The sequence below is a fragment of the Candidatus Campylobacter infans genome (assembly GCF_013416015.1).
Taxonomy (GTDB): domain Bacteria; phylum Campylobacterota; class Campylobacteria; order Campylobacterales; family Campylobacteraceae; genus Campylobacter; species Campylobacter infans.
The window spans coordinates 1,378,331-1,399,673 of the sequence record NZ_CP049075.1 but is presented as its reverse complement, the minus strand read 5'-3'; the positions used below and the strand labels follow the sequence as shown (position 1 = coordinate 1,399,673).

The 21,343-nt window shown below is 36.4% G+C and carries 21 protein-coding genes; 15 read left to right on the top strand and 6 right to left on the bottom strand.

Annotated features, from left to right (window positions below; translation table 11 throughout):
• Window positions 1–6: 6 nt before the first annotated feature.
• From CINF_RS07030 to CINF_RS06985, 10 genes are all read left to right on the top strand, one after another.
• Window positions 7–417, top strand: a complete 411-nt coding sequence (locus CINF_RS07030) for a hypothetical protein (protein WP_178697353.1) — start codon at window positions 7–9, stop codon at window positions 415–417.
• Window positions 395–2,011, top strand: a complete 1,617-nt coding sequence (gene mshL, locus CINF_RS07025; RefSeq protein ID WP_178697352.1) for a pilus (MSHA type) biogenesis protein MshL — start codon at window positions 395–397, stop codon at window positions 2,009–2,011. The genes CINF_RS07030 and mshL overlap by 23 nt, the downstream gene beginning before the upstream one ends.
• The gene (locus CINF_RS07020) at window positions 2,011–2,832 is read left to right on the top strand and encodes an ATP-binding protein (RefSeq protein ID WP_179975021.1); all 822 of its coding nucleotides are present in this window, start codon (window positions 2,011–2,013) and stop codon (window positions 2,830–2,832) included. The genes mshL and CINF_RS07020 overlap by 1 nt, the downstream gene beginning before the upstream one ends.
• Window positions 2,825–3,097: a hypothetical protein gene (locus CINF_RS07015; RefSeq protein ID WP_179975020.1), complete on the top strand. Its 273-nt coding sequence runs from the start codon at window positions 2,825–2,827 to the stop codon at window positions 3,095–3,097. The genes CINF_RS07020 and CINF_RS07015 overlap by 8 nt, the downstream gene beginning before the upstream one ends.
• Window positions 3,098–3,142: 45 nt before the next feature.
• A complete protein-coding gene (locus CINF_RS09020; RefSeq protein WP_179975957.1) occupies window positions 3,143–3,541 on the top strand; it encodes a CDC27 family protein in 399 nt (132 codons plus the stop codon).
• 8 nt (window positions 3,542–3,549) lie between these two features.
• Window positions 3,550–5,304, top strand: a complete 1,755-nt coding sequence (locus tag CINF_RS07005; protein ID WP_179975019.1) for a GspE/PulE family protein — start codon at window positions 3,550–3,552, stop codon at window positions 5,302–5,304.
• Between the two features lie 3 nt (window positions 5,305–5,307).
• The gene (locus CINF_RS07000) at window positions 5,308–6,540 is read left to right on the top strand and encodes a type II secretion system F family protein (RefSeq protein ID WP_240156110.1); all 1,233 of its coding nucleotides are present in this window, start codon (window positions 5,308–5,310) and stop codon (window positions 6,538–6,540) included.
• 179 nt (window positions 6,541–6,719) lie between these two features.
• Window positions 6,720–7,805: a DUF475 domain-containing protein gene (locus CINF_RS06995; RefSeq protein WP_179975018.1), complete on the top strand. Its 1,086-nt coding sequence runs from the start codon at window positions 6,720–6,722 to the stop codon at window positions 7,803–7,805.
• 2 nt (window positions 7,806–7,807) lie between these two features.
• Window positions 7,808–8,356 (top strand): ribonuclease HII, encoded by a 549-nt coding sequence (locus CINF_RS06990; protein WP_179975017.1) that lies wholly within the window; start codon window positions 7,808–7,810, stop codon window positions 8,354–8,356.
• Between the two features lie 39 nt (window positions 8,357–8,395).
• Window positions 8,396–9,844, top strand: coding sequence for a Ppx/GppA phosphatase family protein (locus CINF_RS06985; RefSeq protein WP_179975016.1), 1,449 nt, complete (start codon window positions 8,396–8,398; stop codon window positions 9,842–9,844).
• Between the two features lie 154 nt (window positions 9,845–9,998).
• On the opposite strand, the gene CINF_RS09110 is transcribed toward CINF_RS06985, so the two are convergent.
• On the bottom strand, window positions 9,999–10,472 hold the full coding sequence (locus CINF_RS09110) for a type II secretion system protein (protein WP_179975015.1): 474 nt from the start codon (window positions 10,470–10,472) through the stop codon (window positions 9,999–10,001).
• 292 nt (window positions 10,473–10,764) lie between these two features.
• Between CINF_RS09110 and CINF_RS06975 the strand changes: the two genes are divergently transcribed.
• Window positions 10,765–10,992 carry an AbrB/MazE/SpoVT family DNA-binding domain-containing protein gene (locus CINF_RS06975; protein WP_179975014.1) on the top strand — a complete coding sequence of 76 codons (228 nt, stop codon included), beginning with the start codon at window positions 10,765–10,767 and terminating at the stop codon, window positions 10,990–10,992.
• Between the two features lie 196 nt (window positions 10,993–11,188).
• Here the strand turns inward: CINF_RS06975 and groL are convergent, their stop codons facing one another.
• From groL to panC, 4 genes are all read right to left on the bottom strand, one after another.
• Window positions 11,189–12,823, bottom strand: a complete 1,635-nt coding sequence (groL, locus tag CINF_RS06970) for a chaperonin GroEL (RefSeq protein WP_178697344.1) — start codon at window positions 12,821–12,823, stop codon at window positions 11,189–11,191.
• A gap of 25 nt (window positions 12,824–12,848) precedes the next feature.
• Window positions 12,849–13,112 carry a co-chaperone GroES gene (groES, locus tag CINF_RS06965; protein ID WP_178697343.1) on the bottom strand — a complete coding sequence of 88 codons (264 nt, stop codon included), beginning with the start codon at window positions 13,110–13,112 and terminating at the stop codon, window positions 12,849–12,851.
• A 277-nt stretch (window positions 13,113–13,389) separates the two neighbouring features.
• Window positions 13,390–14,700, bottom strand: coding sequence for a 30S ribosomal protein S12 methylthiotransferase RimO (gene rimO / locus CINF_RS06960; RefSeq protein ID WP_178697342.1), 1,311 nt, complete (start codon window positions 14,698–14,700; stop codon window positions 13,390–13,392).
• A gap of 1 nt (window position 14,701) precedes the next feature.
• Window positions 14,702–15,526: a pantoate--beta-alanine ligase gene (gene panC / locus CINF_RS06955; RefSeq protein WP_179975013.1), complete on the bottom strand. Its 825-nt coding sequence runs from the start codon at window positions 15,524–15,526 to the stop codon at window positions 14,702–14,704.
• A 135-nt stretch (window positions 15,527–15,661) separates the two neighbouring features.
• Here panC and prfB point away from each other — a divergent pair, with 135 nt between their 5' ends.
• The 4 genes from prfB (at window position 15,662) to CINF_RS06935 (ending at window position 19,831) form a co-directional block, all read left to right on the top strand.
• Window positions 15,662–16,759 (top strand): peptide chain release factor 2, encoded by a 1,098-nt coding sequence (gene prfB / locus CINF_RS06950; protein ID WP_179975955.1) that lies wholly within the window; start codon window positions 15,662–15,664, stop codon window positions 16,757–16,759.
• A gap of 20 nt (window positions 16,760–16,779) precedes the next feature.
• The gene (locus tag CINF_RS06945) at window positions 16,780–17,106 is read left to right on the top strand and encodes a type II secretion system protein (protein WP_178697340.1); all 327 of its coding nucleotides are present in this window, start codon (window positions 16,780–16,782) and stop codon (window positions 17,104–17,106) included.
• A complete protein-coding gene (locus CINF_RS06940) occupies window positions 17,106–17,522 on the top strand; it encodes a sel1 repeat family protein (protein WP_178697339.1) in 417 nt (138 codons plus the stop codon). The genes CINF_RS06945 and CINF_RS06940 overlap by 1 nt, the downstream gene beginning before the upstream one ends.
• A gap of 317 nt (window positions 17,523–17,839) precedes the next feature.
• Window positions 17,840–19,831: a methyl-accepting chemotaxis protein gene (locus tag CINF_RS06935; RefSeq protein WP_179975011.1), complete on the top strand. Its 1,992-nt coding sequence runs from the start codon at window positions 17,840–17,842 to the stop codon at window positions 19,829–19,831.
• 120 nt (window positions 19,832–19,951) lie between these two features.
• Here the strand turns inward: CINF_RS06935 and CINF_RS06930 are convergent, their stop codons facing one another.
• Complete coding sequence (locus tag CINF_RS06930) at window positions 19,952–21,340, bottom strand: MATE family efflux transporter (RefSeq protein ID WP_179975010.1); 1,389 nt, start codon at window positions 21,338–21,340, stop codon at window positions 19,952–19,954.
• Window positions 21,341–21,343 lie beyond the last annotated feature (3 nt).

Genomic DNA, 21,343 nt, shown 5'->3' with positions numbered 1-21,343 from the left:
AAGGATATGAAAAAAACATTCATAAAAATAGCATTGATGTTTTGTTCTTTTGTTTTATTGACGGCAAATGATGAAGTAAATGCTACACAAGAACAAAATAATGTGCCAGCAGAAATAGAAGAAATAGCAAAAGAGCGCAAGAGCGAAATTACCCAAGAGCAAATAGATGAGATTAAAGATCCTTTTGCAAGAGTAAAACCTGAATCAGCTGTAGTTATTCCAAATTTTGAATTAAGCGCAATTGTAGGCAATTCTGCAAGGATAAATGGGTCTTGGTATAAACTTGATGAAGATATAGAACAATACAAACTTATTAAGATAGAATCAAGACAAGCAATCTTAAATGATCCAAACACAGATACAAATGTAACGATAGAACTAAAAAGGGGAAACAATGTCACAATATCGTTTAATTAAGCTATTTTTAGCATTTTTGCTAAGTAGCACTTTGGCTTTTGGTGCTAGTTGCGATCGCAGGCTTTTTAGCATCAAAATTTCGGATGATAATACAAGTATCAAAGAGATTTTATCTCAGTTGTCTTCAACTTGTGATTTTAGTATTATTGTAGCTGATAGGAATGCTAGTAGCATATTAAGTCAAGATGCCACTGGCATAAACATTAAATCATTGAGTTTGAGTGATATATTTGATATATTGATTACTCATAATGATTTAAGTTATACCTTTAATAAAAAGGTTTTAAAGGTTGCTACTACTGAGTCTAGAACTTTTAAAATCGATTATATAACATCTATTAGAGAAGGTCGTGCTGTTACAAGAGCATCTACTGATTCAGCACCTACTGAGCTTGAAAATTTAAGTGATCAAAACGAAAACAACACAGACTTAGAATCACAAGAAAATATCATTAAAATAACTGAAAAATTTGATTTTTGGACACAATTACAAGCTGAAATTTTAGCTATTATGAATAACGGCATAGAGCATTTTGCCGCTCCAGCACCTGTGGTTAATCCAAATGCTGGGCTAATAACAGTAACTGGTACTAAAACACAAATAAATCGTGTAGCTCGCTACATAAATAATCTAAATAAAAGCTTGAAAAAACAAGTTATGATAGATGTTCGCATTATTTCTATCCAACTTGAAAATGAATTTTCAAAAGGTATTGATTGGTCTAAATTTAATCTAAGCTTTAATAGCAATTTAGGCGATGGAAGTCCTAGTTCATTTAAATTTGGTAGAAGAGGCAATGATCCAAGTCCTAATGCCAAGGCCGGTACAAGAAGTAATAGAATTCCTTTTCAAGGCACCAAGTATGAATATTCTTACACAGGTGAAGATGGTGATTGGATAACAAGAGAAATAGGCAATGCAGCCATACCTACTATGCGCTCTATCACTGGTGGCTTTATTTTAGGCGGTGGAGTAGATATTAATTTAGAGGGCGTAATTAATTTCCTTGAAACAAAAGGTAACTCTAAGGTTATTTCTAGTCCAAAAGTAATGACTATGAATAATCAACAAGCAATTATATCAGTAGGCGATAATATAAATTATCAAATCACTAGCTCAAATGTAAGCTCTGATACTGGTACTACCGTCACACAAGATGTTACTCAGTATTCTACTTTTATAGGTATTTTGTTGAATATTTTACCTGAGGTAAGCGATGATGGTAAGATTATGTTGCGCATAAATCCTAGTTTAAATACCTTTAAATATCAAGAAGATAATGTAAGACAAACCGCAGCTCGTAGCATAGCACCTGATACCTTACAAAAAAAGCTTTCTACTGTTGTGCAAGTTAATAGCGGTGATACAATAGTCTTAGGTGGTTTAATTAGCCAAGAAACTGGTAAAAATGTAAATAAAGTTCCTGTTTTAGGTGATATACCTGCGATTGGTTATTTGTTTAAAAATGTAACAGATTCATTAAGAAGCACAGAGTTAGTCTTTATAATTACACCAAAAGTTGTTAATATCAACGAAACAGGTAATGTTAAAGATTCTTTAAAATCTTTGGGATATTCTGACGGAATACTTTAATGAGTAAAAATATCTACACAGATATAAAAGATATATTCTCAGATAGCGATATAAGCGGTTATGTTAGTTTAGACAAAACAGTAATCGCCTATCGCAAAATTTGCGGTGCTTTGGATAAACCAGTAAAAATTATTTTATTTTTTGGCGCGCCAGGCACTGGCAAAACTTTTTTATTACAAAGAATTTATAATGATTTAAAAGATAAAAAGCCTATTATATTTTTTTTACAACCTTTTTTTAGTGAAAAAGATTTTATAAATGCGATTTCTACGCGTTTGTTTGGTGATGATGTATTGTGTGATAATACAGAAGCCTTAATTCAAAAGTGTGAAAAAGAAAATCCTTTGGATCCAAAAACAAATATGCCAAAAACTCAGTATGTTTTAATACTAGATGAAAGCCAGCTTTATCCAAAAGATTTGGTAGAAAAAATTCGCCTAATAGCTGATACTAGATATTTTAAAATACTTTTTACGGTGCATAAAACAGCCAGTGAGGACTTGCTAGCTAAGGAATGCTTTAATACGAGAATTGGCGAGATTGTTGAGTTTGATTTATGCTCTTATGATGAAATGTTGATGTATATAGAAAAAAAGCTATTTTTGCATGAGCAAAATGCTGCTATGAGTATTTTCACTAATAAAACTTTAAAATTATTATATAAAATAAGCAAGGGCAATTTACGAAGATTAAATCAAATTTTATATAAAGTGTTTGAAATAGCTGAGTATTATGAAGAAAATAGTCCAGCTACACTTAAAAAAGAATTAAAAAATTGCATTTTAATGGCAGCATTAGACTTAGGGATATTACATGCTTGATGGTTTAGAAATTAAAAGGTTAGAAAAACTTTTATCTAATTATCGTAAAAAATTGTTTATAAAGCTAGGTATAATTGCGTCATTGTGTATTTGTGCAATAGTCGTGATTACGGTTATTTTGCTACGAGGATATGATAGTAGCAAAGAAGCACAAATTGCCAAAAACGAATTACAGCAAAGACTTAAAATTCAAAACCTAAAACAAAAAGCAATTGATGAAAAATACAATAACTACGATGATGATGAATTAGAAAAACCAAAGTAAAAAAACACCGCTAAATCTAAGCAAAATAATAAAAATAAAGATGAGATAGTTTTTTTAGAAAACGAACCTAAATTTAGCGCAAAAGAAAAAGAAGTAAAAAAAGAAAAAAAAGCGCAAGTTATAATAGAATCTACCGTTCTTAACACCTCCATAGATACTCTTAAAGAAAATTTTTACAAAACGCACGACATACAATATGTAAGGCTTCTTGCAAAAGAATATTATGATAAAAAAGATTATAAAAATGCTGCTAAATGGGCTTTGACATTAAATGATATGGATAAAAACGACCCAGATGGTTGGATAATCTTTGCTAAATCACAGGCTAAAATGAATAAAAGACAAGATGCTATTAGGGTGCTAGAAACATTTCAAAACAAAGCCCCTGATAATCAAGAAATTCAAGCAATAATTTCACAAATATATTCAAACACTTTACCTTAGGATAAAAAATGGCAGATATCAAAGATATAAATCGAGAAATTTTACAAGCATTAGTGCGCGAAGGAAAGGTCGCTCAAAGCGATTTTGAGAGCCTAACTGTTAAAATAAACTCAAAAAGAACCATAGCCACTCTAAAAGAAGAGTTAGGTATGCGAGATAGCGAAATAGTAAGCTTGCTCGCTACTTTATACAGACGAACTCGTATAAGCTTAGATGATATTACCGGGTATTTTGGTTTAGATAGGGATACATTTTTAGGCTATTTTGCAAAAACTTTTAATTTAGAATATGTTAAATTAGATGATTCTGATGTGGATTTTAATCTAGCTAGATCCGTGCCTTGCTCTAATCTTAAAAGTTTTGGTGCGTTGCCATATAAAGAAGATGAAGTAAATGTATATGTAGCTTTTAAAAATCTTTTTGATATAGATTCACAAGATAAAATAGGCGGGATTTTTAATCGTAAAATTTTAAAAATTGTCGTGTGCGATCCTACAACTATCGATAAAATGCTCGCAAAATTAGAACTTAATGAAAGCGTATCATCGATTGTAACTCAAATCCGCAAAGAATTAGAATCTAGCACAGGCGAAGGTGATGAAAACGAAAGTAGCGGTGTTTTAAAGCTTATTGAAACTATCTTGCGTGTTTCTATTTCAAATCGCGCTAGCGATATACACATAGAGCCTACGCAAAATGATTGCGTTGTGCGAAGCCGTATAGATGGTATGCTAACTGAACTTTTTGTTTTTGAAAAGGATATTTATCCGCCACTTGCTAGCCGGCTTAAAATGCTATCAAATATGGATATAGCCGAACGCCGCAAACCACAAGATGGCCGTTTTAGCGTGCAAGTTCTTGGCAAAGAGTATGATTTTCGTATATCTACCTTGCCTATAATTAACGGCGAGAGTATAGTTATGCGTATTTTGGATAAATCCAAAGTAATTATAAATCTTAAAGATTTAGGTATGGCCGAAGAAACTCTTGCAAAATTTACTAAAATGAGCGTTTCGCCTTATGGTATGATTTTAGTTACTGGACCTACTGGCTCTGGTAAGACCACGACCTTATACGCGGCATTAAATGATATAAAAAGCGTTGAAAAGAAAATTATCACCGTTGAGGATCCGGTTGAGTATCAAATGGGACTAATCCAGCAAGTTCATGTTAATGAAAAAGCAGGGCTTACCTTTGCGTCTGCTTTGCGTTCGATCTTGCGCCAAGACCCTGATATTGTAATGATAGGTGAGATTCGCGATCAAGAAACTTTACGCATAGGCATACAAGCAGCGCTTACAGGCCACTTAGTGTTTTCTACTTTACACACAAATGACGCTATTTCAGCCGTTACGCGTATAATGGATATGGGAATAGAGCCTTATTTATTAAGCGGTGCTTTGGTTGGTGTGGAGGCTCAGCGTCTTGTGCGTAAGCTTTGCCCAAGCTGTAGGCAAAAAATCACCTTGCCAGAGGCACAAATGGAGAGAATTGTGCACTTAATTCCTGGTGATTATCAATTTTATGGGCCAGTTGGTTGCGAGAAATGCTCGCAAACTGGCTATGTGGGGCGCGAAATGGTGAGCGAGGTATTGCCTGTTAGCGATAAAATTTCATCTTTAATAGCCAAGAACGCATCAAAAGAAGAAATTGCAAATCAAGCTTATGCAGAGGGCTTTAAGGATTTCTTTGCTGATGGTATGCGTCGCGCGGCTATTGGTATTACTAGTATAGCCGAAGTTTATAGAGTGGCGAAAGGATAATAAGTGAGAAGTTATAAGGTTGTTCAAGTAAAAGGTAGCAAACGCTACACTGATGTGGTTAGAGCAAATAGTTTAGATCAAGCTAAAACTCAAGCTATGCGCAGGCGCGGTGGCACGGTTATAAAAACCACCGAGCATAAAGGTGGCATACCGGCTATTGAGGCTTTGCAGTCTAGTTTAGCAGCTATTTTTAAGCCAAAGCTTAGAATGGAGGATTATATCGCCACTTTGCGTCAGCTTACTGTAATGACTGGTGCTGGTATATCCATCCACGACTGCGTGCGCGAAGTAGCCAAAAACACGCAAAATAAACGCTTACAAGAAATTTTTACTGCCGTAAGAGATGACTTAAATGCCGGTATGAGTTTAACAGAGAGTATGAGCGCTTTTAAAGATGAAGTGGGCAATGTTAGCATAGCCTTAATAGGCCTAGGCGAGCAAACGGGTCAGTTATCTGAATCCCTAGGGCAATTAACGCAAGTTCTCCAAGATGTTTATGATAATAAGCAAAAGTTCAAAAAAGCTATGCGTTATCCAGTAACGGTAATAATCGCCATCATCGCGGCCTTTGTTATTCTTATGATAATGGTTGTGCCAAAATTTAGAGAGATTTTTGAGCAATTAGGCGCTCAGTTGCCTTTGCCTACGCGCATTTTGCTAAGCATAGAATCCGCACTTAGCAATCACGGGCTTTTCATCGCTGGCATTGTAATAGCTGCGGTTTTTACCGTGTTTTATTTATACCGCGCAAATAAAAATTTTAAAAAGCAGTTTGATAAAAACATTTTAAGGGTTTATTTGATAGGCAATATCGTATTTTTTGCCACTATGCACCGCTTTAATCTTATTTTTTGCGAGCTAGTGCGCTCTGGTATTCCAATAGTCGATGCCCTTGATACCGCATTTTTAAGCGTGGATAATGATCATTTAAATGAAAAACTTTCATCTATTAAAACCCTAGTTACTCGCGGTAGCAACCTTTCATACGCCGTAGAATCAACTAAGCTTTATGAAAGTATGCTTGTCCAAATGATAAGCGCTGGCGAGCGTAGCGGTAGCTTAGATGAAATGGTAGAAAAAGTTACTGATTATTATAAAATGCGCTTTAATAATATCTTAGATAATATCTCAGCTTATGTGGAGCCTATTTTGCTAGTTTTCATCGCTGGTATGGTTATTCTTATGGCTCTTGGTATCTTTATGCCTATGTGGGATATGGCACAAGCTGTTAAATAGGCTATTTTATTTGCGGCCATAAAGGCTTGCGTTTTGTGGCGAAATTTTAATTTTATTTGTGTTTTGGCAAAGAAATTTTAATTTACGCCACTTTAAAATTTTAAACTCAAATCAAGCAAATTCTTACAAACAATAAATAAAATTTTATTATAATACACACTTTTAGCCAAGGGAGAGTTATGCGATTTTTTTATTTTTCATTTTTTATTACTTTTGTTGGGCTTATTTTAGCCTTTTGGCTTGGTGGCTTTGCGGCGGCGTATATTTGTGCGTTACTAGCAGTTTTAGAAATTAGCCTAAGCTTTGATAATGCCGTGGTAAATGCTAAAACCCTTGAAGAAATGGATGAAAAATGGCGCCGGCGTTTTATTGTGTGGGGCATTCCTGTGGCTGTTTTTGGTATGCGTTTTGCCTTTCCTATTATTATCGTTGCCATGGTAGCAAAGCTTGGGATTGTTGAAACCTTAATGCTAGCCATTAACGATGTAGATACCTACCACAAGCATTTAAGCGCAAATAAAGGTGAAATTTACATTTTTGGCGGGGCGTTTTTGTTGATGGTTGCTTTGGAGTTTTTCTTTGCTGGGCGAAATGTGCGCTGGATACGAGCGATTGAGGCAAATCGCGTAATGTTAGCTCTTGCAAAAGCTAAAAATGCAAGCGTTTTTATAGCAGTGCTTGTGGGAATGATAATGCTTTATTTAACCAAAAATAGCGATTATGCGATGGCGTATTTTGCGGCGATTTTGGTTCATATGGCATTAGGGCTTGTAAATGAGTTTTTAGGCGATGATGAAAAGGCTGATATTACAAATTTTAATAACAACGATGATGAAAATGTCAATAATAAAATTACAAATTTTAATAACCATAACCAGGGCTTACAAAATCAAAATTTTAAATCCGCAGCCACGCGCAGTGGTTTTGCTGGCTTTTTATACCTTGAAACCTTAGACGCTTCATTTAGCTTTGATGGCGTAATAGGCGCGTTTGCGATGAGTGAAAATATTTTTATTATAATGATTGGCTTAGGCATTGGCGCGTTTTTTGTGCGTTCTTTAACGCTTTATATGGTTCATCACGGCACGCTAAGTGAGTTTAAATTTTTAGAGCATGGCGCAAATTACGCTATTTTAGCCCTTAGCGTGATAATGTTTATAAATATATTTTATGAAGTTAGCGAGCTAATTACTGGGACTTTGAGTTTTGGCATTATTTTAGTTGCCTTTTTACATTCGCTTTTAGTGCGTAAAAATGGAGCTTAGCCGTGCTTTGTGGCATAGATGAGGCTGGCAGGGGCGCGCTAGCTGGCGAGCTAGTAGTGGCTGGGTGCGCGTTTAAGCCCGGCTTTGATGATGAGCTGAGCGCGCTTGTGGCTGATTCTAAAATTTTAAGCGAGAAAAAACGCGAGCAAATTTATAATGAAATTTTACCAAAATGCGATTATTTGGTGCTGTTTTTTTCAAATAATATAATAGATGAGCGCGGGCTTTCTTGGTGTTTAAAGCGCGCGCTAATGACCTTAGAGGCGCATTTTAAAGGCTATGATTTATTATTTGATGGTAATTGTAATTACGGTGAGAGCTTGGTTAAAACTATGATTAAAGCAGATAAATTAATAGCACAAGTTAGCGCTGCTAGCATAATCGCAAAGGTAAGCCGCGATCGCCAAATGCGCCGTTTTAGCGCGCTTTATCCGCTTTTTGATTACGACAAGCACAAGGGCTATGGCACAAAAGCTCACCTACAAGCCCTAGCCAAATACGGCAAAAACGAGCTTACAAGGCGTAGTTTTAGGCGTAGTTTATTTGATTAAAATTTTAACGCAAGCAAAAATTAAAAATAAGGACACAAAATGCCAAAACGAATAGCCGTGATTGATTTGGGTTCAAATAGCGCAAGAATGGCGATTTTTGAGCGCACAAGCCGTCTTGGATTTTTTATTTTGCGAGAATACAAGCTTAAAGTGCGCTTAGGCGAGGGCGCTTATGAAAAGGGCGGAGTATTACAGCAAAAGGCTATGGATAATGTTTATAGCGCATTTAGCGAGTTTAAAAGCTATATTAAATTATACGGCGCAAGGCGCATAATAGCCACTGGCACCTCAGCCTTGCGCGATGCGCCAAATGCCAAGGAATTTATTAATAGAGTAAAAAACGGCTTGGGCATAAATTTGCGCGTAGTTGATGGCAAGAGCGAGGCTTATTATGGCGGATTAGCCGCGTTAAACTTGCTAAGCCCGCTTAAAAACGCCACCACCATAGACATAGGCGGCGGCAGCACAGAGCTTGCGCGCATACAAAATGGCCGTATCACAGCCACTATTTCGCTAAATATCGGCACCGTGCGCTTAAAAGAGCTTTTTTATGATAAAAAGGACGCAAACGGCGCAAGCGAGTTTATAAATAAGCTTTTAAAAGGCATTGATAAGGATTTTGCTAATAGCGATATAATCGCTATCGGCGGCTCTTTGCGTGCTATTAGCACGGCTATTATTAAAGAGCGCAAATATCCGCTTGAAAGCTTACATAATTTTATTTATCCCTTTAATGCGCAAAATAGCGCTTATATCCGTAAAATCGCGCTTTCAAGCGTTTTAGGACTTAAAAATTTTAATATCAGCAAAGATCGCTTTGATACCATTCGCGGTGGCGCGCTTGTGTTTTTAAAGCTATGTGAGAGCTTAGGCGCAAAACGCGTTATAACAAGTGGCGTTGGCATTAGAGAGGGTTTGTTTTTAAGCGCGATTTTGCGCCCTGGCGTGAAATTTCCAGCAAATTTTAATCCTAGCCTTAAAAGCTTACAAGATCGCTTTTGCCCTATTGATAATCGCGCCACGCTAAATACCGCAAAAGAGCTTTTTAGGGTTTTTGCGCCTTTTCATAGGCTTGGGGAAAATGAGCTGTTTTTGCTTAGTGTGGCGGCAAAAATCTTTAATGTGGGGCGCGCCTTGGGTTATTATAAAGAGCGTTTAAATAGCGCGTATATCGTGCGGACGGCGTTAAATTACGGCTACACGCACGAGCAGCTTTGTAATATCGCTGTGATTTGCCAGTTTCACGGCAAGGACTTTGATAATGACGATTTGGGCGAGTTTAGCAAGCTTTGCGCCCCGCTTAAAACGCTAAAATGGCTTTGCTTTTTGCTAGCAAGTGCTAGGGAGCTTTCTACTTTTAAGCAAGCAAGATTTAGCCTTGATGGCTCTACGCTCAAAATTTCTGGCCTAAGCGATCATTTAATGCTAAAACAAAGCCTTAAAAAACTGCCAAAGCCCGCTACAATCGCCATTAGCTTTGAAGATTGATTTGGTTTTTTTATTATTTTAAATTCTGGGCGGGTTTAAAATTTTAAAATTTTTAAAATTTTGCGGATTTTAATGAAGTAGAAACTCCACTAAATTTTAAAATTTAGTGGAGCTAAAATTTAGGTTAAGACATTAACATTAATTAATAATGAAGTTAGAATTTAACACCAGAACCACCAACTTGGATTGCGCATTCTGTATTATCGGTTAAATCATTATCTTGTCCGCACATACTTTTAATACCAGATAATTTTTGCAATTGTTTGCATACTGGATCATTACTACCAGTGATAGTGAATTTTATTTTAGCGGCATTCGAAGTTTGTTGATTATTGACATTGCCTCCTTCAAGTTTTATTGTGGTGCATACCTTATCGCCTTTAACCTTGAGTTGTCCATTTTTAGTAACTGCACTTGTCATTTTATCAAAACTACCATCAGTTTGAAACTCTCCCTGAGCTGTGTAGTAGGCTGTGATATCGCTTATGGCTGTCGCCAAATTTGTAGCGGCTTTTGAAACCTCTGCATCATCTCTTGTAGCTGCTAGTCTTGGTATCGCTACAGACGCCAAAACACCTAAAATTACGATCACGAAGATCAACTCAATCATAGTAAAGCCTTTTTTCATGCTTTTCTCCTTTAAAATAACTCCTAGCTTTAAAATACCTAGCTTTTAAAGCTAGTGGCTGAAATATTAGTAGCTTTTAGCTTAGCTTAAACTTAAATTAAAGAAAATTTTTTTTAATTTAACAAATAAAATTAGCTCTAATAACGAATACATCATAATAAAAAGCGAAATTTTATAATTTAATGATTATTAAATATTATTAAAATTTTAAGTATTTTGTGGCGTAAAAATAAATTTGACTTATTTATGAAAAAATCTTATACTTATTTTAAACTTAATTTTTGGAGATATTATGCAAGTAAGACTTAATAAATTGGGCAATTCTATGGTGATTAGAGTTCCAAATTTTCTTATAAAACAGCTAAATTTAAAAGAAAATACCCCCTTAAACCTTAGCATAGTAAAAAATAAGCTTATAGTAGAAAAAAGCAAAGATGAAATGGCTATTTTATGCGAAAAAATCACAGATGAAAACCTAAATATCTACGATGATTTTTCAAAGGTAGGCAAAGAATGGTAAAAGATTATATCCTGCTAGCGTAGCCTTGCTTAGCAATGCCAACACGGCATAAAAAAAATAAAAAAAAATAATTAAAATTTTAAAAGCAAAAATAAAAAAATAACTTGAAATTTTATAAAGAAAAATAAAAAAAATAATTGAAATTTTAAAAGGCAAGGACGCTAAATCCTTGCCTAAATAATAGCATTTTAGCAGATTACATCATACCGCCCATGCCACCCATACCGCCCATATCTGGCATTGCTGGCATTGCTGGTTTTTCTTCTTTTATATCGCTTACGGTAGCTTCTGTGGTGATAAGCAAGCTAGCCACGCTTACAGCGTTTTGTAAGGCAATGCGCTCAACTTTTACAGGATCGATAATGCCTGATTTAAACATATCCGTTAGCTCGCCTTTGCTAGCATCAAAGCCTTCGTGTTCGCTGGAATTTTCAACCTTATCGGCTACCACGCCCGCATCAAAGCCAGCGTTTTGGGCTATTTGGCGAAGTGGGGCAAAAAGCGCGCGTTTTACGATCTCTGCGCCGATTTGCTCATCGCCTTTTAGGCTGTTTTTTACTTTTTTAGCTGCTTTGATTAGAGCTGCGCCACCGCCTATTACTATGCCTTCTTCAACTGCTGCTTTTGTAGCATTTAGGGCATCTTCTACGCGGTCTTTTCGCTCTTTCATTTCGGTTTCTGTGGCTGCGCCTACTTTTATTACTGCTACGCCGCCGCTTAGCTTGGCTAGGCGTTCTTGGAGTTTTTCTTTATCATAGTCGCTTGTGCTTTCAGCAATTTGTGCTTTGATTTGGGTTATGCGAGCATCTATGTCTTTTTTAGTGCCTGCGCCACCTACTATTGTGGTGTTGTCTTTGTCTATTACTACTCTATCTGCCTTGCCTAAATCATCTAAACTTGCGCTTTCAAGCGTGCGTCCTAACTCTTCGCTAATTACTGCTCCGCCTGTTAAAATAGCTATATCTTCAAGCATTGCTTTGCGGCGATCGCCAAATCCTGGTGCTTTAACGGCTGAGATATTTAGCACGCCACGAAGTTTATTTACCACAAGAGTGGCTAATGCTTCGCCTTCTATATCTTCTGCGATTATTAAAAGTGGCTTGCCTGTTTTTTGAACTTGTTCTAAAACAGGTAATAAATCTTTAAGATTTGTAATTTTTTTATCAAATAATAAAATTAAGGTATTGCTTAGCTCAACTTGCATTTTTTCAGCGTTTGTGATGAAATAAGGGCTTAGATAACCGCGGTCAAATTGCATACCCTCAACTACTATCAATTCATCGCTAATGCTTTTAGCTTCTTCAACGGTGATTACGCCATCTTTGCCTACTTTTTCCATAGCATCGGCTATCAAATCGCCAATGGCACTTTCACTATTTGCTGAAATAGTCGCTACTTGGGCTATTTCTTTTTTGCCTGCTACTTTTTTGGCTTGTTTTTTTAGCTCGGCGATGATATCGGCTGAGTATTTATCCATACCGCGTTTTACTTCGATAGGATTTGCGCCTGCTGTGATATTACGCAAGCCCTCTTTAAATATCGCGTGAGCTAGCACGGTGGCTGTTGTGGTGCCATCGCCTGCTTGGTCGTTTGTTTTGCTAGCAACTTCACGCACTAAACCTGCGCCCATATTTTCTAGGGTATCTTTTAGCTCTATTTCTTTTGCTACGCTTACGCCGTCTTTTGTGATACTTGGCGCGCCAAAGCTTTTTTGGATTAGCACATTGCGACCGCGTGGTCCCATAGTCACTTTTACCGCATCATTTAGTTTTTTAACGCCTGAGTATAATTTATTTCTAGCGTCATCTGAAAAAAAGATTTCTTTTGCCATTTTTTACTCCTTTTGTAAATTTGAATTATTTTAAAATGCCTAGCACATCATCTGTGTTTAGCACTAAAAAGGTTTTGCCATCAATTGTGATTTCTGAACCTGAATACTTAGCAAATACGATTTTATCGCCTTCTTTTATGCCTTCTGCTTCTTTGCTTATGGCTATTACCTTGCCACTCATTGGCTTTTCTTTGCTTGCGTTGTCTGGTATGATAATACCTGTGGCTGTTGTAGTCGCTTCTTCTTCGCGCTCGACTAATACGCGTTTTCCAAGTGGTTGGAATTTCATGTTGATCCTTTCGGTTAAGATGTAGTTTAAAATTAGCACTCGTAAGAATTGAGTGCTGAAAATATAACAAAAAATTTTAATAAAAGTCAAGGAATTTAAGAAAATTTATAAAAATTTTTATTTAAGTTTAGCCAAAGTGGCTCAATTTATATGAGTTTAACGCTATAAGATAAAATTTTTAAAAGCAAATTTTAAAACTCTAATTTATTTTAAAATTTACAATTTACTTTAAAATTTTAAAGCCAAATTTTAAAATTTGCTAGGCAAAAGCTAGGTTTTAAAGGCTAGCAGTGATTTGGCCTATTAAGTTTGGCGCCAAAAACTCGCTGATTTGGCACTCATAAATCCCGCCTGCTTTTAAATCCAAAATCTGGCTATCGTTGATTAAAATTTCGCCATCAATTTCTCTATCCCATTCTAAAAGCTTGGCTCCATAAAAAAACTCGCCCTCGCTTGAAGGGCCATTTAATGCAATTTTAACGCGTTTGCCTAGTAGGTTTTTAAAGCTAGTTTGTGTGGCTTTTTGGGTGATTTTTGAAATGCTTTTTAATCGCGCGTTTATTGTTTTGCTTGGGAGTTGAGGCATATCATAAGCTGGGGTGTCGTTTTCGCGCGAATACGCAAAGGCGGTGATTCTATCAAAATTAAAATTTTCTAAAAACTCGCAAAGCTCGTTAAAATCGGCCTGGCTTTCACCTGGGTGGCCTACTATCACGCCTGTTCTTAAAAAGCTATTTTTGATGGCGCGCATTTGAGCTAATAACGATTTTATCGTGCTTTGTGAGCTGTTACGGCGCATAATTTTTAGCATATTGGTGCTAATGTGTTGGATTGGCATATCAAAATAATTCGCAAAAACCTTGCTTTGTGCGATGCGTTCGATTAGCTCAGGGCTTGTGGAGCTTGGGTAAAGATATAAAATTCTTGCTATCTTTACACCTGGAATGCGCTCTATTTCATCAATCAAGCTAATTAGTCCGTTTTTTTGTCCTTGATCAAGCAAATACGAGCTAGTATCTTGCCCGATAAAGCTAAAATCATAATATCCGCGTTTTACTAAATTTTTTACTTCAACTATTATATCATCAAGCGAGCGCGATTTTAGCCTGCCTTTAAAGCTAGGTATGGCGCAAAAGGCGCATTTTTGATTACAGCCTTCTGAAATTTTAATAAAAGCATGGTAGTTTGAGCCAGTAATTACGCGTTCATCGCGCGTTTGTAAAAATGTAGGCGCGCTAAAATCGCTATTTTGGCGTTTTGCTATTAATTCATCGATTTTAGCGTAATCTCCCACGCCAGCAAATAAATCCACCTCAGGCAAGGTGGCCATTAGCTCTTTTGCGTAGCGTTGCATCAAGCAGCCTGTAACTATCAGCAAAGCACCATTTTTACGCATTTGATCTAGTTCTAAAATAGCTCTAATGCTTTCTTGCTTTGCGCTTTGGATAAAACCGCAAGTGTTTATGATGATAACATCGGCCTTGCTGGCATCATCGATGATTTTATAATTTTTTAAGCGACCTAGCATTATTTCGCTATCGACTAAGTTTTTATTACAGCCAAGCGACATTAAATAAAGTGTTTGCATTTTATACCCAAATATTATCAATTAAGCGCGTTTTGCCAACGCGCACAGCAAGCAAGATTAAAGTATTATCAAGCACCACATTATCGCGTGCGATTAAATTTTTATCTGTGATGGCGATATAATCAATTTCAAGCGGTTCTAAAATTTCTTTCATAGCCTTTTTAATCTCAGCGCTTGAAAGCGTGCCTAAATCTATTAAAGATTTTGCTTTTTTAAGCGCGCGAGAAAGTTTTAGAGCCTCTAAAAGCTCGGCTTCATTTAAATATGCATTACGGCTTGAAATAGCTAATCCATCGGCTTCGCGCACGATTTGGCAAGCCTTAATTTCAATATCTATGAAAAAATCTTTTACCATTTTTTGAACTATTAATAATTGCTGTGCGTCTTTTTGGCCAAAATATGCGCGTTGTGGTTTGATTAAATTAAAAAATTTATTTAAAACCCTGCATACTCCATCAAAATGCCCGGGGCGAATTTGACCCTCTAACACGCTAGCAAGTTCTTTTGGCGCAGATATTAAAGTATCATCACCACTATAAAACTCATCTTCGCTAGGCAAAAAACAAGCACTTGCCCCACAACCTTTTGCCATTGCTAAATCGGCTTGCTCTTTGCGCGGGTATTGCGTGTAATCCTCGCCAGCTAAAAACTGCTTAGGATTTACAAAAATGCTTACAATTACGGCTGAGTTTTCGCTTGTGGCTTTTTGGATTAGGCTTGCGTGGCCATTATGTAATGCGCCCATTGTAGGCACAAAACCTATATCATTTGTATTTAGGGCTTTGCGCCAGGCTTTAAGCTCTTGAATTGTTCTTAAAATTTGCATATTTAGACCTTAGAATTTGCGCCTTAAAAAAAGCGCCTTTTGAATAAAGCGCGCAATTCTAGCATAAAATTAGATAATCTTAAAAATTCTTTTGTTATAATGCGCGCTTTATTTTATAAATTTTGGATTAAAAACTTGGATAATTACGAATATAGCGAACTTTTAAAAAGCTTAGAAAATAAAATTTTAAACATCGCAAATATTATAAAACCAGATAGCCTAAATGCTAGATTAAATGAAATAGCCACGCTTGAAAGCGATATGGCATTTTGGAGTGATGCGCAAAAAAGCGGAGCAATACAAAAAGAAAAAGTTAAAATTTCAAGGATCTTAGATAAGTTTATGTTAGCAAAAACAGCCCAAAAAGATGCTAAGGATTTATATGAGCTAGCTTTAAGCGAAAATGATCAAAGCACGATAAATGCGCTTTTTGATGATGCAAGCGAGCTAGAAAATAAAATTAGCGAACTTGAAATTTCACTTATGCTAAGTGGAGAAAATGACGATAAAAACGCAATTATTAGCATTCATCCAGGAGCTGGCGGGACTGAGAGCAATGACTGGGCGAGTATGCTTTATAGAATGTATTTGCGCTTTTGCGAGAGAGAGGGCTTTAAGGTAGAAACGCTTGATTTTCAAGAAGGCGATGAGGCCGGGCTTAAAGATGTTAGTTTTATCGTGCATGGAGAAAACGCTTATGGATATTTAAAGGCTGAAAACGGCATTCATAGGCTAATTCGCGTTAGCCCTTTTGATAGCGCAGGGCGTAGGCACACGAGCTTTTCAAGCGTTATGGTGAGCCCTGAGCTAGATGATAATATTGAAATAGAGCTTGAAGAAAAGGATTTGCGCTATGATTATTACCGCGCAAGTGGCGCTGGCGGACAGCATGTAAATAAAACAGATAGCGCAGTGCGTATCACGCACGCTCCAAGCGGGATTGTCGTTCAATGCCAAAACGACAGAAGTCAGCACAAAAACAAAGCCACAGCGTTGAAAATGCTAAAATCAAGGCTATATGAATTAGAGCAAATGAAAATGCAAGAAGCTAGCGCAAATATCGAAAAAAGCGATATAGGCTGGGGACATCAAATAAGAAATTATGTGCTTTTTCCATTTCAGCAAGTTAAGGATTTGCGCAGTAACAAAACATATAGCCAAACAGCTGCCATTTTAGATGGCGATATCAAAAAAATCATAGAAGATGTGCTAATTGCACAAAAATCAAAATAACCAAACTTAAAGGAGAAAAAATGCATTACACACCAATTTTAGTTAGCCTAGGGCTTACACCAAATGAGGCTTTAAAAGATCAAGTTCGCCGCTGCGTAGAAGATAATGGCCTTAGCGTGCCAGATCTTGATAAATTAGCCGCGCTTAATGATGAAATAAAAATCTATCACGGCTATGTGGCTTTATCAAATAGTGAGGATGTGTTTAAGATTAAATGCGATTCTAGCGATCCTACAATGCTTAAAGATTTTAATGTAACAGTATATAACTGGGCCCAAGATAATAATTTCAAGCTTAAAAAAATCGATGGCAAAGAGGTTTATTATTTAACAGGGAAAGATGAATAATGCGCGCTTTGAAAGTTTTTTTTACAATTTTAATGCTTGGAGTTTTGCTAAGTGCTTGTAATAAAAATCCAAAACCTAGCAAACCTACAAATGAAGCCGAGCATAAAGATTCGCACACGCAAGAATTAGAAAAAAAGCTTGATGAATACGATGCGCTTTGCGTTCAAGGCAAAGAAAACATCAACGCTTGCGTTCAAGTGGCTGAAATTTTATATGATTTGGAGCGTTACAATGACGCCGCTCACGCTTATAATCAAATATGCGTAGCAGCTCAGCACATACCAGCTTGCTTAAAACTAGCAAAAATGCTTGAAAATGGCATAGGCGTGCCAAAAGACCGCGAAGCTGCTCAAAGCATTTACCGCACGGCTTGTTATAGAGGTGATAAGCCAAGTTGTAAAAAAGTAAAAGAGTAAAATTTATCCAGTGCGTGTTCTTTCGCACTGGCTTGGTAAATTTTAAAATTTCATAATTTTTCTTCGTTAAAATTTCTAGCTTAATATTTAAAACTTAATTTATTCAAAATTTCAACTCAAAATATTTAATTTTGATAATCTCTAAAACAAAATTTTACGATAAAGCAAGCAAAAAATTAAAGAAATTTTAATGCTATAAACTTTTTGCTTGCTAAATTAAAATTTAAAAATCAAATCAAAATTTAATAAAATTTTAAATTACTTTAAAAGTAATTAAGCTAAAATCCGCTTTCAATTTTACCATTTAAGGATTTATTATGAAGCTTAATTTAAGTGCTAAGATTACAGCTTGCGCTGCTAGCATTGTGGCTATTATTTTGGTGGTGTTAGTTACGCTTATGTATCGTAGCTCAGCTCAAAATTCAAAAACTCTCTTTACAGAGTTTCAAACTCTTGCCGTTGAGGGCGCGTTTGTTACGGTAGATACTACCATCAAAGAAACTCAAAATCGCGCACAAAATATGGCAAATATCATCTCAAAAATCGCTTATGACGATGATAATATAAAAAACACAATGACTAGACTTCAAAGCGTTACTGGATATTCGATGTTTAGAGTGGTTTTTGAAGATGGCAGGCATTTTGCTAGCGAGTTTAACCAAAATGGCGTAGCCACGACTTATGAAGGCAATGAATCAGAAAATATTTTAGAGCGTAAATGGTATCAAAAGGTAAAAGTTGATCCAAAAGCAACTATAATGCCTGTGCGTTCGGATTTTTCAGGGCATTTGCAAGGAAAATATATAGCTGATGTTGCAGCGCCGATTATTAGAGATGGTAAATTCATCGGCGTGTTAGATATTAAGCTTGATACTGGAATTTTTCAAAAACGCCTTAAAACATTCAAAAACGATCAAATGCCATCGCTTAATATATTTATAACTGATATAAATGCTGGCAATAGGATTTTTTCACATGAAGATGCCGCCATAATCAAAGCTGGCACAAGCGGTACTAGTAAAGAGGCGTTAGATAAGCTTTTAGCAAGTGGGGCAAAAGAAGGAATAATCACTTACAAAGACACACAAGGTAGTGTGCGCAATGGCTTTTTTAGGGTTTCATCTTATGGCTGGGTTATAGTAGCGGCATCAAGATTATCAGATATTGAGAGTAAATTAAATAAAGATTTGGTTTTTGCCATAGGTGTGTTGGTTATTTGTACGCTAGTAGGTATTGTGATTTTAGCCTTTGTTATAAAATATTTTATCTCTCCGCTCGCTGGCGTTCAAAAACGATTAATTGGTGCTTTTAAATATGTAAATTACGAAACAAAAGAGCTTAAATTGATAGAAAATATAAAAGGCGATGACGAAATAGCCCAAATGTCAAGGCTAATAAATGAAAACTTAATCCGCACAAAAGAAACAATCGATAAAGATGTTTTGGCTGTGAAAAATACAGTTGAAGTGGTCAAAAATGTAGAAAATGGCGATATGACAAGTCGCATTAGCGAAAACCCAGGCAATCCGCTACTTTCAGAGCTTAAAACTAACTTCAACCGCTTGCTTGATGTGCTAAGCATAAAAATCGGCAACGATATGAATAAAATTTCAGCCTTATTTAATGAATACACTAAATTAGATTTTCGCAATAGAATAGACAATGCAAGTGGCGAAGTAGAAAAGGTTACAAATATTTTAGGCGAAGAAATAGTTAAAATGCTTAAAACTTCATCAGAATTTGCTAGCCAGCTAAAAGAGCAAAGCGATGAATTAAACAAAAAGGTAAATGAGCTAACAAAAAGCGCAAAAACCCAAGCTGAGCTTTTACATACTTCTGTAAATGCGCTTGAAAATATCAACCAAACAATGCAAGGCCTAAGCCAAAAAACAGCTGAGGTAACCACACAAAGTCAAGATATTAAAAGCGTTACTGGCATTATCCGCGATATAGCAGATCAAATAAATCTTTTAGCGCTAAATGCGGCTATCGAAGCAGCAAGAGCTGGCGAGCATGGGCGCGGGTTTGCCGTGGTAGCAGATGAGGTTCGCAACCTAGCTGAAAAAACGCAAAAATCCCTAGCTGAGATTGAAACAAATACAAATATTTTAGTTCAAAGCATTGCTGATATGAGTAATTCTGTAACGGATTCAGCGCACGATATAGAGCGCATAAATGAAAATGTATCGAACATACAAGTAGGCACAGAAGAAAACTCTAACATCGCAGTCGCATCAGCTACAATCGCTGAAAATGTAAATAAAATCGCCCAAGATATAATGGACGATGCAAATAAAAAGAAATTTTAATTCAAAAAGTTGCGCGCCTTAAATTTTGAAATTTTAAAATTTAAGCTTTTAGGCGCGGGATTTTATTTGATTTATAAATTTTAAATGGCTTTAAGCGCGGATTAAATTAAGCGCGCTTAATTAGCCTTGCTTGCTAAAATCTTTCATACCAAATTTTAACCATTTATCGCTTGCGAAAATATAGCTCATCCACGCTGTTTGGATTATTTGCGAGATTAGCATTGCCCCAAAAACTCCCCTAGCATCGCCCCAAACAAAATGCGCTAAAATAATTGCTAAGGGAATTCTCACTAACCAGTAAGTCCCGCTAAAAACAAAAAGATTATATTTTGCTGCCCCAGCACCCACCATCACGCCAGCAAAAACCGTAGAAGCGATAGAAAATGGCGTGCTAATAAAATTATAAGCCAAATAAGAAGCTGAGTAAAAAATAACGCTTTTATCATTGCTTAAAAGCGCGCTTAGCTCAGTTCTAAAAGGAAAAAGCAAGATAGCTAAAATGCTCATCAAAACAGCAGCTGAGCCAACAAGCCATAAGCTAACGCGCCTTGCTGCGCTAAAATCGCCCTTGCCAACGCAATTACCCACAAGCACCGCAGCGCTCATATTAAAAGCCGTAGCCGCCGTAAATAAAAAACTCTCAATCCTATTGCCAACAGCAAACCCAGCAAGTGCGGCGCTTTGGTCTATTGGCGTGCTAGCAACGATGGCAAAAAGAGTTAAATTACCGCCTTGCCAAATCAAGCTATTTGCGCCTGAGTTTAACGCTACGCTAAAAAGATAAGGCAGGGCTTTTTTAAGCCAAATACTGCGCGCAAAAAGCCATAAAAAGCCTTTTTTATTTATTTTTAAAAAGCCAAATTTTAAAAGCAAAATCAAGCAAAGCGCGCAACCAAGCACATTTGTAGCTACATTTGCAAAACCAATCCCGCTAAATCCTAGCTTGCTAAATCCAAAATACCCAAAAGCTAGTCCAGTGCATAAAAATACATTTAGCGCGCTAATGCAAGCACTTATAAAAAGCGGAGTTATCACATCGCCAAAACAGCGAAAAATCACCATCGCGCCTTGATAAATAAAAGCGCACGGCATAGCAAAAATCATTATCTCCCAAAGGCTGTGGGCTATTTGTTTGGCTTCATTTGGCACGGCTAAAAGCTCAAAAATCCCATCTTTAAAAACCAAGCCTAAAAAGCCAAGAAGCGCACCTAAAATAAAATTTAACGCCAAAGAAATATTTACATAAAGCCTAGCTCTAAAAAATCTATTAGCGCCCATTGATTGTGAAATAACAGCAGTTGCGCCTGCATTTAAAGCTATACAAAAGGCATTTAAAAAAAATATCACTTGCATTACAAGCCCAAGTGCGGCTTGTGTTTGTGCGTCCATTTTGCCTACTACCCAAAGTGGCGCGATATTTGTGATAAAGAGCAAATACATCATTAAAATTTGTGGCCAAACTAGCCCGAAAATAGCGCGTTTTGAAGTAGAAAGAGTAGTTTTAATCATTCT

What these genes read in the sequence shown, in the direction of transcription:
- CINF_RS07030 (WP_178697353.1), top strand. Translation starts at nt 7, where the DNA reads ATGAAAAAAACATTCATAAAAATAGCATTGATGTTTTGTTCTTTTGTT.
- mshL (WP_178697352.1), top strand. Translation starts at nt 395, where the DNA reads ATGTCACAATATCGTTTAATTAAGCTATTTTTAGCATTTTTGCTAAGT.
- CINF_RS07020 (WP_179975021.1), top strand. Translation starts at nt 2,011, where the DNA reads ATGAGTAAAAATATCTACACAGATATAAAAGATATATTCTCAGATAGC.
- CINF_RS07015 (WP_179975020.1), top strand. Translation starts at nt 2,825, where the DNA reads ATGCTTGATGGTTTAGAAATTAAAAGGTTAGAAAAACTTTTATCTAAT.
- CINF_RS07005 (WP_179975019.1), top strand. Translation starts at nt 3,550, where the DNA reads ATGGCAGATATCAAAGATATAAATCGAGAAATTTTACAAGCATTAGTG.
- CINF_RS06995 (WP_179975018.1), top strand. Translation starts at nt 6,720, where the DNA reads ATGCGATTTTTTTATTTTTCATTTTTTATTACTTTTGTTGGGCTTATT.
- CINF_RS06985 (WP_179975016.1), top strand. Translation starts at nt 8,396, where the DNA reads ATGCCAAAACGAATAGCCGTGATTGATTTGGGTTCAAATAGCGCAAGA.
- CINF_RS09110 (WP_179975015.1), bottom strand. Translation starts at nt 10,472, where the DNA reads ATGAAAAAAGGCTTTACTATGATTGAGTTGATCTTCGTGATCGTAATT.
- CINF_RS06975 (WP_179975014.1), top strand. Translation starts at nt 10,765, where the DNA reads ATGCAAGTAAGACTTAATAAATTGGGCAATTCTATGGTGATTAGAGTT.
- groL (WP_178697344.1), bottom strand. Translation starts at nt 12,823, where the DNA reads ATGGCAAAAGAAATCTTTTTTTCAGATGACGCTAGAAATAAATTATAC.
- groES (WP_178697343.1), bottom strand. Translation starts at nt 13,112, where the DNA reads ATGAAATTCCAACCACTTGGAAAACGCGTATTAGTCGAGCGCGAAGAA.
- rimO (WP_178697342.1), bottom strand. Translation starts at nt 14,700, where the DNA reads ATGCAAACACTTTATTTAATGTCGCTTGGCTGTAATAAAAACTTAGTC.
- panC (WP_179975013.1), bottom strand. Translation starts at nt 15,526, where the DNA reads ATGCAAATTTTAAGAACAATTCAAGAGCTTAAAGCCTGGCGCAAAGCC.
- CINF_RS06945 (WP_178697340.1), top strand. Translation starts at nt 16,780, where the DNA reads ATGCATTACACACCAATTTTAGTTAGCCTAGGGCTTACACCAAATGAG.
- CINF_RS06940 (WP_178697339.1), top strand. Translation starts at nt 17,106, where the DNA reads ATGCGCGCTTTGAAAGTTTTTTTTACAATTTTAATGCTTGGAGTTTTG.
- CINF_RS06935 (WP_179975011.1), top strand. Translation starts at nt 17,840, where the DNA reads ATGAAGCTTAATTTAAGTGCTAAGATTACAGCTTGCGCTGCTAGCATT.
- CINF_RS06930 (WP_179975010.1), bottom strand. Translation starts at nt 21,340, where the DNA reads ATGATTAAAACTACTCTTTCTACTTCAAAACGCGCTATTTTCGGGCTA.